Annotated in this window: 10 protein-coding genes; 2 read left to right on the top strand and 8 right to left on the bottom strand. The window is 57.5% G+C overall.

Annotation, left to right across the window (positions count from 1 at the left end; all coding sequences use genetic code 11):
• The first annotated feature begins 127 nt into the window (after positions 1-127).
• The gene (locus BXA01_RS24105) at positions 128-364 is read left to right on the top strand and encodes a hypothetical protein (RefSeq protein WP_007959016.1); all 237 of its coding nucleotides are present in this window, start codon (positions 128-130) and stop codon (positions 362-364) included.
• A gap of 61 nt (positions 365-425) precedes the next feature.
• On the opposite strand, the gene BXA01_RS24100 is transcribed toward BXA01_RS24105, so the two are convergent.
• Both BXA01_RS24100 and BXA01_RS24095 read right to left on the bottom strand, forming a co-directional pair.
• Entirely contained in the window at positions 426-827 is a 402-nt protein-coding gene (locus BXA01_RS24100; protein WP_056783897.1) for an MAPEG family protein, read from the bottom strand.
• Positions 827-1564, bottom strand: a complete 738-nt coding sequence (locus BXA01_RS24095) for a DUF599 domain-containing protein (RefSeq protein WP_016773682.1) — start codon at positions 1562-1564, stop codon at positions 827-829. The genes BXA01_RS24100 and BXA01_RS24095 overlap by 1 nt, the downstream gene beginning before the upstream one ends.
• Before the next feature lie 232 nt (positions 1565-1796).
• Between BXA01_RS24095 and BXA01_RS24090 the strand changes: the two genes are divergently transcribed.
• Positions 1797-3026, top strand: a complete 1230-nt coding sequence (locus BXA01_RS24090) for a hypothetical protein (protein ID WP_076566674.1) — start codon at positions 1797-1799, stop codon at positions 3024-3026.
• Between the two features lie 95 nt (positions 3027-3121).
• On the opposite strand, the gene brnQ is transcribed toward BXA01_RS24090, so the two are convergent.
• The 6 genes from brnQ to BXA01_RS24060 all read right to left on the bottom strand — a co-directional run bounded on the left by brnQ (position 3122) and on the right by BXA01_RS24060 (position 12677).
• A complete protein-coding gene (brnQ, locus tag BXA01_RS24085; protein WP_016773681.1) occupies positions 3122-4435 on the bottom strand; it encodes a branched-chain amino acid transport system II carrier protein in 1314 nt (437 codons plus the stop codon).
• A 361-nt stretch (positions 4436-4796) separates the two neighbouring features.
• The gene (sucD, locus tag BXA01_RS24080) at positions 4797-5681 is read right to left on the bottom strand and encodes a succinate--CoA ligase subunit alpha (RefSeq protein ID WP_016773680.1); all 885 of its coding nucleotides are present in this window, start codon (positions 5679-5681) and stop codon (positions 4797-4799) included.
• The gene (gene sucC / locus BXA01_RS24075) at positions 5681-6847 is read right to left on the bottom strand and encodes an ADP-forming succinate--CoA ligase subunit beta (protein WP_016773679.1); all 1167 of its coding nucleotides are present in this window, start codon (positions 6845-6847) and stop codon (positions 5681-5683) included. The genes sucD and sucC overlap by 1 nt, the downstream gene beginning before the upstream one ends.
• A 182-nt stretch (positions 6848-7029) precedes the next feature.
• Positions 7030-8466 carry a dihydrolipoyl dehydrogenase gene (gene lpdA, locus BXA01_RS24070; protein WP_016773678.1) on the bottom strand — a complete coding sequence of 479 codons (1437 nt, stop codon included), beginning with the start codon at positions 8464-8466 and terminating at the stop codon, positions 7030-7032.
• A gap of 108 nt (positions 8467-8574) precedes the next feature.
• Positions 8575-9801 carry a 2-oxoglutarate dehydrogenase complex dihydrolipoyllysine-residue succinyltransferase gene (gene odhB, locus BXA01_RS24065; protein ID WP_024012151.1) on the bottom strand — a complete coding sequence of 409 codons (1227 nt, stop codon included), beginning with the start codon at positions 9799-9801 and terminating at the stop codon, positions 8575-8577.
• A gap of 44 nt (positions 9802-9845) precedes the next feature.
• On the bottom strand, positions 9846-12677 hold the full coding sequence (locus BXA01_RS24060) for a 2-oxoglutarate dehydrogenase E1 component (RefSeq protein WP_076566671.1): 2832 nt from the start codon (positions 12675-12677) through the stop codon (positions 9846-9848).
• Positions 12678-12919: the final 242 nt, after the last annotated feature.

Genomic DNA, 12919 nt, shown 5'->3' with positions numbered 1-12919 from the left:
AGTAGTGAGAAAAGCGGCAAAAGTTCCGTGATAAAACAAACTTATATATCTGAAACAATTGAGGAACTTAACCCGTAGCGCCGAGTTCTTAAGGCCAGTAGTTATTTTCCATAAGGAGATACACCCCATGCGTAAGACTTTAGCTATTGCCTTGATGTTGACCGCTTCCCTCGGTCTCGCTGCCTGCGATAAAAAATCCGAGGACAAAGCTCAAGATGCAAACCAACATGCTGAGCAAGCTCAGCAAGACATGAACAAAGCTCAGGATAAAGTGAACGACGCAGCAAAAGAAAACGCCGAAGCTGCCAAAGCTCAGGCTGAATCGAACGCCGCTGCTCAAGAAGAAGCCGCCAAAAAGCAATAAGCTTTGTGGTGTGAAAGAAAACCCGCCAAGTGCGGGTTTTCTTTTGCCTGCGATTTACCGATTAGAGCAACACGGTTCTAAAAGTCGGACTAATCATCAGCAACAGCGAACAGATGAAGCCAACTAGCCACATCAGGCTGCGCAACTTCGCCAGATCGGCCAGATAGAACCACAGATAGAAAATCCGCGAGATCACGAAGATGATCGCCAGCGCATCGATCAGCCAACCCGCGGTTTGCGTGGTATGCGCCATCAGCACGCCGACGGCGAAGAGGATGAAGGCTTCGATGCTGTTCTGATGGGCCGCCAGCGCCCTCGCACCGAAGCCAGTCAACTGCGCCTGCTGCTGCCGCGGCAAGTGATTGTCATACCCGCCCTGCTCTTTCATGGCCTTGGCCACCGGCATGCGCGCCACGTAGATCAATAAAGCACTGATAAACACACACCAGAACGGAATACTCATCAAACAGCCTCTTTGTTCGCCTCTGGGACGGGCGCCTCTGTAGGGGTATAGACCATGACATCGAGAACGTCGGAATGAAACTCGCGGCGATACAAAACCACCACGACTCCCGCGCTCATGATCATGAACAGCCACGGGCTGACGAACCACGCCAGCATGCTCATGCCGAAGTAATAAGAACGCAGGCCGAAGTTGAACTGGTTGGCCGCCATCGAAATCACCCGCGCCGCCCGCGAAGCGAACGCCTTGCGTTCCTGCTCGGTCACTTGGCGCTCGCCGATCATCGGCGCTGAACCGACCAGAATCGCCGCGAAGTTGTACTGACGCATGCACCAGCTGAACGTGAAGAACGCATAGACGAACACCAGTGCCAGGCACAGCAACTTGATCTCCGACATGCCTTGCGACGCCTGCTGCACCATCGGAATATCCGCCAACAACGACACGGCTCGGTCGGACGCACCGAGCACGGTGAGGATACCGGCAAGGATGATCAGCGTGCTGGAGGCGAAGAACGACGCGTTGCGCTCCAGATTGCCGATCACGCTGGCATCGGCGATGCGGTTGTCACGCAGCAGCATGCGGCGCATCCAGTCTTCACGGTAAAGGTGCAACACGCTGGCCAGACACGCCGTATCACGGGCCTTCCAGGTGGCATAACGGGTGTAACCGCCCCAGCAGACGACGAACCAGACGGCGGCGAGCAAGTGGATCAGATTGGCTTGGATGAACGACATTCGTTGTCCTGAGCAAGAGGAATGATGGAGGGAACCCTTCGTTTCGACGTGTTGGCTCGTAAAAAGACACGCTCATTGAAGAGTCAAATTTATTCAAAATAGACCGCAGCTATCAGTTTTCAGAGGCTTATACCTGTCAACTCTGACAGTAGCGCCGAGGGTATGGCGAGGCATAAGGTCGTTTTCTCAAACGGGAACACTGACCGCTCCCCTATCAGACAAGGATTTGAGCATGAGACCTTTGAACGCTGCGCTGCCCATTGACACAACGTTTGGCAACCGGGGGTACGCCGAGTCATTTGCTGCGGGAAGCCAGGCTTTGAAAATCGCAGGCTTGCGCCCGGATGGAAAGATCCTTCTCGTGGGAAAAACTGTTGTAGAGGGCAAGGTCAGTTTTCATTTGGCGCAATTACTGGCGGACGGTACTAACGATACTGGCTTCAACGAAAACGGTTTGATCGTAGGTACGTTTACAGGTTCGGGACAAGCCAGCGGAACTGGCGCCTGTCTTTATAAAGACGGCAAGGCGCTGCTTTTTGGGTATCAATATGATGAGGACCAAGGAACCCGATTTGCGCTTGCCAGATTCTTCGCTGATGGTGAAAGAGATCGCGATTTCGGTCCCGATGGGACGGTTTACGTCCCTTTCCTGCCACAGTCCGAATCGCAATTGCCAAAACCGGAAGCTTCCATCAAGTCGCAATCCAGAACCAGGTTAGTACTGACTGCTGATGAAAAAATACTCGTCGGTCAAAGCGACCGACTGTTCAGACTTGATCAGAAAGGAGATTTCGATACCGCTTTCAACAACCAAGGCTGGCTGGATCTTGCAATGGGCATTGCTTCGATTTCAGTAGCAGAGGATGGAGTAATCACAGTCGCAGGTTCGAGGGCTGGAGAAGGAAAGATTGTGCGCCTGAACGTCGATGGAACGCCCCATAAAGACTTCGGCGATGATGGCACCGGGACCGTCTACATTCCATCGGATTACCCGGCCAGCGTACGAAGCCTGATGTTACGTGCTGACGGCAGCGTCTTTGTTGCCGGCCAAGTCGACACATCTCCTAACGACGTTTGGGGTAAAGGACGCAAAGCAATGATGGCCGCGTACAACCCGAACGGTAGACCAAATCTCGCATTCAATCAGGGTAAGCCTGTTGTCACTGATCTTGGATTAACCGACGGTTGCACTTTGTTCGATCTAAGTGGAGAGCCTGAGGATGGTTTGGTTGTGGTGGGGAGTACAGGGCAAATAACCAGGGAGCAAATGCTTGCCTGCCGCTATCTGGCAACGGGTGAACTGGACACAACCTTTGGGGATGGCAAGGGATACGTTACTCACTCTATGGGGCCCGGTATGCAATGGATCTCGGTGGCAGTGCAGCCCGACAAGCGAATACTCCTGAGCCGTGACAGCGACAACGTCAATGTGGGAGCTCTGGTCGTACGTTATCTGGGTTGAGGATTATCAGCTCTGATAAAAAATGCCCCGTATCGATTGATACGGGGCATTTCTGTTTAACCGTGCCTGACCCGCTTGTGGCGGGTCACATCACGTCAGGCAGTCACTTCGCTGCGCTTGCCCAGCAGGCGATCGCAGACCACGGCGACCACCAGGGTCATCACGCACGGCACCAGCCACGCCAGACCCTGCTCGCTCAGCGGCAGATGAGTCAGCTGAGTTGGCATCCAGTCGGCCAGACCAGCGCCTTTCAGGGCGTCGATGGTGCCGAAAACGAAGGAAACCAGCATCACCGGCCCAAGAATGCGCCCGTGCTCATGCCAGAAATCCTTGCAGAAGCTCAGTGCGACCAGAACGATGCACGGCGGGTAGATCGCGGTGAGTACCGGAATCGAGAAAGCAATGAGCTTGGTCAGACCGAGGTTGGAGACCAGCAGCGAAAATGCCGCGAGGATAATCACCAGCGTCTTGTAAGACAGTGGCAGCACACGGCTGAAGTATTCAGCACAGGCACAGGTCAGACCGACCGCCGTGACCAGACACGCCAGCGAGATCAGCACCGCAAGGAAACCACTGCCCAGCGAACCGAAGGTGTGCTGCACGTAAGCATGCAACACCGCCGCGCCGTTGGTGGCGCCGACTGCGACTTCATGGCTGCCGGACCCGAGGCGGAACAGGCTGACGTAGACCAGTGCCAGACCCACGCCGGCAATCAGCCCGGCAATGATCGCGTAACGGGTGATCAGCGCCGGCGACTCGACGCCACGGGAGCGGATCGCGTTGACGATAACGATGCCGAATACCAGTGCGCCGAGGGTATCCATGGTCAGGTAACCATTGATGAAGCCCTGAGAGAACGGTGCCGCCACATATTCCGGTGTGCCGTGACCGATGTCACCCGCCGGCAAGGCGAACGCGGCGATGCCCAGTACTGCCAGTGCAATGATTTTCAGCGGCGCGAGGAAGCGGCCAACGGTATCCAGCAACCGCCCAGGGTAGAGCGAAATGAAGAACACCAGCAGGAAGTACACCGAGCTGTAGAGGAACAGCGCCAGCGGGCTTTCACCGGTCAATGGCGCCAGACCCACTTCAAAGGATACGGTCGCGGTACGCGGGGTGGCGAACAGCGGCCCCACAGCCAGATAGCATGCCGCCGCGAGGATACCGCCGGCGATCTTGCCGATCGGGCTGCTCAGCGCATCCATCGCACCGCCGACCTTGGCCAGCGCCACCACGGTGACCACCGGCAAACCAACGGCGGTAATCAGGAAGCCCAGTGCGGCCATCCAGACGTGAGGCCCGGCCTGCAAGCCGACGATCGGCGGGAAAATGATGTTACCGGCCCCGACAAACAGGGCAAACGTCATAAAACCAAGTGCCAGGATGTCCTGACCTTTCAAAACTTTCATTAAGGTAATACCACACTACTGAAATCGGAATTTAGAGGGGGATTGCCCTGTTGGATTAGGGAAATGCTGTCGATCCGTATGGGACTGACCCTTAAAGCGCGTAGCTGCCTTGTGGGCGGCGGACGCAAAAATGGCGGCCAGCCTAACGAATTTGGCTGACAAACGCACTGTTGGAGGGCGAACTATCCGATACGCGACGTTTCAGTGTCGCGTTTACATAAGAAAAGCAGCTGCAAGCTACAAGTTTCAAGCTGCAAGCTTCTATCTTGCAGCTAGCCGCTTGAAGCTTGCCGCTGCTCTGAAACGACAAAGGCCACCCGAAGGTGGCCTTTGTTGCTGGAGCTAAAAAGTCAGCCGAAGCTTACTTCTTCACTTCCCAGCCAGTCAGCTCGGCCAAGGCCTTGCCGATGTCTGCCAGCGAACGCACGGTTTTTACGCCTGCGTCTTGCAGCGCAGCGAATTTCTCGTCTGCAGTGCCTTTGCCGCCAGAGATGATTGCGCCAGCATGGCCCATGCGCTTGCCCGGAGGAGCAGTCACACCAGCGATGTAGGAAACAACCGGCTTGGTCACGTTAGCCTTGATGTAGGCAGCCGCTTCTTCTTCAGCCGAACCGCCGATCTCGCCGATCATCACGATCGCCTCGGTCTTCGGGTCTTCCTGGAACAGCTTCAGGATGTCGATGAAGTTCGAACCCGGGATCGGGTCACCGCCGATGCCGACGCAAGTCGACTGACCGAAACCGGCGTCAGTGGTCTGCTTCACAGCTTCGTAGGTCAGGGTGCCGGAACGCGAAACGATACCGACCTTGCCTGGCAAGTGAATGTGACCTGGCATGATGCCGATCTTGCATTCGCCTGGGGTGATCACGCCTGGGCAGTTAGGGCCGATCAGGACTACGCCCAGCTCGTCGCACTTGACCTTGGCGTCCAGCATGTCCAGGGTAGGAATGCCTTCGGTGATGCAGACGATCAGCTTGATGCCGCCGAATGCCGCTTCCAGGATCGAGTCCTTGCAGAACGGAGCCGGAACGTAGATCACGCTGGCGGTAGCGCCAGTGGCAGCTACTGCGTCTTTTACGGTGTTGAACACTGGCAGACCCAGGTGCTCGGTGCCGCCTTTGCCTGGAGTTACGCCACCAACCATCTTGGTGCCGTATTCGATGGCTTGCTGGGTGTGGAAACTACCTTGCGAACCGGTAATACCCTGGCAGATAACTTTGGTGTCTTTATTGATCAGGACGCTCATTATTTGCCCTCCGCAGCTTTGACAACTTGTTGAGCAGCGTCGGTCAGGCTGGTAGCAGCGATGATGTTCAAACCGCTTTCTGCCAGTACTTTAGCGCCCAGCTCAGCGTTGTTGCCTTCAAGGCGAACAACAACCGGGATTTTCACGCCGACTTCTTTCACAGCGCCGATGATGCCTTCGGCAATCATGTCGCAGCGAACGATGCCGCCGAAGATGTTGACCAGTACTGCCGCGACGTTCTGGTCGGACAGGATGATCTTGAACGCTTCAGTAACGCGTTCCTTGGTAGCGCCACCGCCTACGTCGAGGAAGTTGGCTGGCTTGCCGCCATGCAGGTTGACGATGTCCATGGTACCCATGGCCAGACCGGCACCGTTGACCATGCAGCCGATGTTGCCTTCCAGGGCTACGTAGTTCAGTTCGAACTTGGCAGCGTGCGCTTCGCGCGGATCGTCCTGCGACGGATCGTGGAAAGCCTTCAGCTTAGGCTGACGGTACATGGCGTTGGCGTCGATGTTGATCTTCGCGTCGAGGCAGTGCAGATCGCCGTCAGCCTTGATCACCAGCGGGTTCACTTCCAGCAGAGCCAGGTCGTGGTCTTTGAACAGCTTGGCCAGACCTACGAAGATCTTGGCGAACTGAGTGACCTGCTTGCCTTCCAGACCCAGCTGGAATGCCAGCTCGCGACCCTGGGATGGCTGAGCGCCAACCAGTGGATCGATAGTGGCCTTGAGAATTTTTTCTGGAGTGTCGTGAGCGATTTTCTCGATGTCCACGCCACCTTCGGTGGAAGCCATGAACACGATGCGACGGCTCGAACGGTCAACGACAGCGCCCAGGTACAGCTCTTTAGCGATATCAGTGCACGATTCAACCAGGATCTTGGTGACTGGCTGGCCATTGGCGTCAGTCTGGTAAGTCACCAGACGCTTGCCCAGCCACTGCTGTGCGAAGGCTTTGGCGTCTTCTTTGCTGCGAACCAGCTTTACGCCGCCCGCTTTACCGCGACCACCGGCGTGAACCTGGGCTTTGACGACCCACTCGTTGCCGCCGATTTTGTCGCAAGCTTCTGCTGCTGCTTCCGGGGTGTCTACTGCGTAACCAGTGGAAACTGGCAGGCCGTATTCAGCGAACAGCTGCTTACCCTGATACTCGTGAAGATTCATGCTTTTTACCGTCTTCGTTAGGTACTGCGCATTCGGCGCTGCGCTCGTTTGAGTGCCGCGCCACCTGTGACTGCTGCTTGCGTAGCTGGGCTACGCAAGACTGCGTCCGGCGGACATTCCGCGGTGAGTCTTGCTTGCAAGGCTCACGACGGGCCGTTGCCGCCGTGGTTTCTTATTATGTCTTAACGCTTCTTGCGGTTGGCAATGTGAATGGCGCCGCCATTCACTGCCAGAGCAGCTTCGTGCAAGGCTTCGGACAGGGTCGGATGGGAGAAAACCATCATGCCCAGGTCTTCAGCGCTGGTGCCGAACTCCATACCGATCGCGCCCTGCTGAACCAGTTCTGCAGCGCTCGGGCCAATCACGTGCACGCCCAATACGCGGTCGGTCTTGGCATCGGCGATGACCTTGACGAAACCACCGGTATCGTTGGCAGCCATGGCACGGCCGGAAGCGGCGAACGGGAAGGTGCCGACGTTGACTTCAACGCCTTCGGCCTTCAGCGCCTGCTCGGTTTTGCCAACCCACGCGATTTCCGGGTGAGTATAAATAACCGAAGGGATCAAATCATAGTTCATCTGAGCCTTGTGGCCCTTGATGCGCTCGACAACCATGATGCCTTCTTCCGAAGCCTTGTGGGCCAGCATCATGCCGCGAACCACGTCACCGATGGCGAAGACGCCCGGTACAGCTGTGACGCAATGGTCATCGACCGCGATGAAACCGCGCTCGTCGATTTCCACGCCGCAGTCGGCAGACAGCAGATCAGTGGTCACCGGACGGCGACCAACGGCAACGATCAGCTTGTCGAAAGTGATGGTCTGTTCGCCGTTGGCATCGGTGTAGTTGACGACGACTTCTTCGCCGTTGACTTTCGAACCGGTAACGCGAGCGCCCAGCTTGATGTCCAGACCCTGTTTGGTCAGGGTTTTCAGCGCTTCCTTGGAAACAGCGGTGTCCGCTGCCATCAGGAAAGTGTCCAGCGCTTCGAGAACAGTCACTTCTGCACCCAGACGCGACCATACCGAACCCAGCTCCAGACCGATCACGCCAGCGCCGATCACGCCCAGACGCTTAGGTACGGACTGGAACTCCAGAGCGCCAGTCGAATCGACGATGACTTTCTGGTCAACCGGGGCCGGTGGAATGTCGATCGGACGCGAGCCTGGCGCGAGGATGACGTTTTCCGCTTCGATGACTTCAACCGAACCGTCCGGCTTGGTGACTTCGACTTTCTTGCCGGCCAGCAGCTTGCCGTGGCCCTGGATCGAAGTAACGCCGTTGGCCTTGAACAGGGTGGCAACGCCGCCAGTCAGGTTCTTGACGATGCCAGCCTTGCGGCCAACCATCGCAGCGACGTCCATTTTGACTTCGCCGGTCGAGATACCGTGAACGTTGAAGCTCTCTTTGGCTTCCTTGTATTTCCACGAGCTGTCGAGCAGCGCCTTGGAAGGAATGCAACCCACGTTCAGGCAGGTACCGCCCAGGGCTTGCTTGCCCTCTGCGTCGGTGTACTTCTCGATGCAGGCAGTGGTCAGGCCCAACTGAGCAGCCTTGATGGCCGCTACATAGCCACCAGGGCCGGCACCGATCACTACTACGTCAAATTTCTGCGACATTCAAAAAATCCTCTTTAGCAATAAAGCTACAAGCCGCAAGCTTCAAGCTGCAAGCCCACCCGCTCGCCTTGAGCTTGAGGCTTGTAGCTGAAAGCTTGCAGCTGCTTTTTAGATATCCAGCAACAGACGAGCCGGATCTTCCAGCAGGTTCTTGATGGTCACCAGGAAGGTCACAGCTTCTTTGCCATCGATCAGGCGGTGATCGTAGGACAGAGCCAGGTACATCATCGGACGGATCACGACCTGACCGTTGATGGCCATCGGACGCTGGATGATGTTGTGCATGCCCAGAATCGCTGCCTGCGGCGGGTTGACGATCGGCGTCGACATCATCGAACCGAAGGTACCACCGTTGGTGATGGTGAAGGTACCACCGGTCATCTCGTCCATCGACAGTTTGCCGTCACGGGCTTTCTTGCCAAATGTTGCGATGCCGCCTTCGATTTCAGCCAGGCTCATCAGCTCGGCGTTACGCAGAACCGGTACCACCAGGCCACGGTCGCTGGAAACGGCAACGCCGATGTCCGCATAGCCGTGGTAAACGATGTCGCCGCCGTCGATCGACGCGTTGACAGCCGGGAAGCGTTTCAGCGCTTCGGTGGCCGCTTTCACGAAGAACGACATGAAGCCCAGGCGTACGCCGTTGTGGGACTTCTCGAACAGGTCCTTGTACTTCGAACGCAGGGCCATGACTTCGGTCATGTCGACTTCGTTGAACGTGGTCAGCATCGCCATGTTCGACTGGGCTTCAACCAGACGCTTGGCCACGGTGGCACGTACGCGAGTCATCGGTACGCGCTTCTCGATGCGGTCGCCGGCAGCGAACACAGGCGCAGCAGCCGAAGGAGCAGCAGCCTTGGCAGGTGCGGCAGCCGGAGCGGCTTTCTTCGCAGCAACTGCTGCTACCACGTCTTCCTTGGTCACACGACCGCCCTTGCCGGTGCCGGCAACGGAAGCGATGTTGATGCCGTTTTCTTCAGCCAGCTTGCGCGCGGCAGGAGCGGCGATCGGGTCATCTTCGCCATCGGCAGCAGCTGGTGCGGCAGCGGCAGTAGCGGCCGGAGCAGCAGCGGCGGCAGGAGCGGCAGCAGCAGCGCCGCCCTCTTCGATCGAGCCCAGGACCTGGTTCGACAGAACGGTAGCGCCCTCTTCGGCAACGATTGCGCCCAGCACGCCGTCCGCTTCAGCCAACACTTCGAGCACGACTTTGTCGGTTTCGATGTCGACGATCAGGTCGTCACGCTTGACGGCCTCACCTGGTTTCTTGTGCCAGGTGGCAACGGTGCCATCGGCAACCGATTCCGGGAATGACGGGGCTTTGATTTCGATAGCCATTATCTGTGGGTCCTTAAAATTCGGTTTCAGTCAGCGCGAAGGCGTTAAACAGTGAAAGCATCTTGCAGCAGTTTTTCCTGCTGCTCGGCGTGCATCGATGCGTAACCACAAGCTGGTGCAGCCGAAGCCTCACGGCCCGCGTACTCAAGTACGAGAGTCTTGTCGAGGTTGGCGATGCTGCGACGCAAGTGATGCTGGCTGCAGTACCAGGCACCCTGGTTCATCGGCTCTTCCTGACACCAAACGGCGTGTTTGACGTTGGTGTATGGAGCCAGGACTTCTTTCAAGTCGTCCTCAGGGAACGGATACAGCTGCTCGATACGCACGATGGCGATATCTTCGCGGCCTTCGGCACGGCGTTTTTCCAGCAGGTCGTAGTAGACCTTGCCGCTGCACAGAACCACGCGCTCGACCTTTTTCGGGTCCAGTGCATCGATTTCCGGGATCACGGTCTGGAACGAACCTTCGGCCAGATCTTCCAGCGTCGAGATGGCCAGCTTGTGGCGCAGCAGCGACTTCGGCGTCAGCACGACCAGCGGCTTGCGCAGCGGACGGATCACCTGACGACGCAGCAAGTGGTAGATCTGTGCTGGCGTGGTCGGCATGCACACCTGAATGTTGTGCTCGGCGCACAGCTGCAGGTAACGCTCAAGACGAGCCGAGCTATGCTCAGGGCCTTGGCCTTCGTAACCGTGTGGCAGCAGCATGGTCAGACCGCAGAGACGGCCCCACTTGTGCTCGCCGCTGGTGATGAACTGGTCGATCACGACCTGAGCACCGTTGGCGAAGTCGCCGAACTGGGCTTCCCAGATCACCAGCGCGTTTGGCGTGGTGGTCGAGTAACCGTATTCAAATGCCAGTACCGCTTCTTCCGAGAGGAACGAGTCGTACAGGTCGAAACGTGGCTGACCTTCGTACAGGTTCTGCAGCGGAATGTAGGTGCCCGCGTCTTTCTGGTTGTGCAACACAGCGTGACGGTGCGAGAACGTACCGCGGCCGATGTCCTGACCAGTCATGCGAATCGGGTGACCTTCGAACGCCAGGGTCGCGTACGCCATGGTTTCGGCGTAACCCCAGTTGATCGGCAGGCCGCCGGCTTGCATCTTCTGACGGTCTTCGTAGATCTTCGCGACCTGACGCTGAACCACGAAGCCTTCCGGAATTTCCAGCAGCTTGGCGGACAGTTCTTGCAGGGTCTTGAGATCGAAACGCGTGTCGTGACGCGCAGTCCAGGCGTGGCCCAGGTACGGACGCCAGTCGACGAACAGCTCTTTGTTCGGCTCTTTGACCAGCGATTTCACTACGTGCAGACCGTTGTCCAGCGCGTTGCGGTATTCGTCGACCTTGGCCTGAACGCGTTCAGCGTCAAGCACACCGGCCTGAGTCAGGCGATCAGCGTACAGCTCACGGGTGGTGCGCTGCTTGGTGATCTGCTGATACATCAGTGGCTGGGTGCCGCTTGGCTCGTCGGCCTCGTTGTGGCCGCGACGACGGTAGCAGACCAGATCGATCACCACGTCACGCTTGAACTGCATGCGGTAGTCGATGGCCAGTTGGGTCACGAACAGCACGGCTTCCGGATCATCACCATTCACATGGAGGATCGGCGCCTGGATCATCTTGGCAACGTCGGTGGCGTACTCGGTGGAGCGCGAGTCCAGCGGGTTGCTGATGGTGAAACCGACCTGGTTGTTGATCACGATGTGCACGGTACCGCCGGTCTTGAAACCGCGGGTCTGCGACATCTGGAAGGTTTCCATGACCACGCCCTGACCGGCGAATGCCGCGTCACCGTGGATGGAGATCGGCAGTACCTTCTCACCGGTCAGGTCGTTGCGACGGTCCTGACGGGCGCGCACCGAACCTTCAACCACCGGGGAAACGATTTCCAGGTGGGACGGGTTGAACGCCATGGCGAGGTGAACTTCACCGCCGGTGGTCATCACGTTGGACGAGAAGCCCTGGTGGTATTTAACGTCACCGGAACCGAGCTCGACCTTCTTCTTGCCTTCGAACTCGTCGAACAGCTCGCGCGGGTTCTTGCCGAAGGTATTGACCAGAACGTTCAGACGGCCACGGTGGGCCATGCCGATGACAACTTCCTTGGTGCCGTACGAGCCGGAACGCTGGATCAGTTCGTCGAGCATCGGAATCAGGCTTTCGCCGCCTTCCAGACCGAAACGCTTGGTGCCCGGGTATTTGGTACCGAGGTATTTTTCCAGGCCTTCACCGGCAGTCACGCGCTCAAGCAGGTGGCTCTTGATGTCGGCGGAGTACGTCGGACGACCACGCACGCTTTCCAGACGCTGCTGGAACCACTGGCGCTGCTCGGAATCGGTGATGTGCGTGAATTCAGCGCCGATGGTGCGGCAATATGTCTGCTGCAACGCTTCGTGAATTTCGCGTAGGCTCGCTTCCTCTTTGCCGATGAACAGGTCGCCGGCACGGAAGGTCGTATCAAGATCGGCATTGGTCAAGCCGTAATGATTGATCGACAGGTCTGCAGGTGCAGGACGCTGCCACAGCCCCAGCGGGTCAAGCTGGGCTGCCTGGTGGCCACGCATACGGTAGGCCTGGATCAATCGCAGCACTTCAACTTGCTTCTTCTCGTGCTCACTGCTCACGCTGCCGGCGGAAACCGGTTGGGCGCGGCGCTGGTTCTTTGCCAGCAGCACGAAATGATCGCGAATCGTCGAGTGCGAAACATCAGTGGCAGAGTTGCCGTCGGCTGGCAACTTCTGAAAGTAGGTGCGCCACTCTTCTGGCACAGCGTTAGGGTCGTGCAGGTAGAGCTCATAAAGCTCTTCCACATAGGCAGCGTTTCCACCTGAAAGGTAGGCGCTGTTCCACATGCGCTGCATCACGCTTTCTTGCATGCTTGGTCACCCTCGGTTAGGGGAACACCATCGGTGTCGACACCGAGCAAACTTGCAGAAGTCCGAATGCAGCGACTAAAACAAGCCACCTAGGATCACACTGATAGTCCGGGTACCAGCCCGGATGCCCCTGCTTGTCTCATTTCTTCAAAAGAAGAGCTGCAGCTTATGGCTACGGCTCTGGTTATAGCCATGACGCGGGTTGAAGCCCGCGCCACAGCCTCTACGGTGCAACGGTTACA

It is taken from the genome of Pseudomonas sp. B10, from assembly GCF_900156235.1.
GTDB classification, from domain to species: Bacteria; Pseudomonadota; Gammaproteobacteria; order Pseudomonadales; family Pseudomonadaceae; genus Aquipseudomonas; species Aquipseudomonas siliginis.
This window is presented reverse-complemented; position numbering and strand designations above follow the sequence as displayed.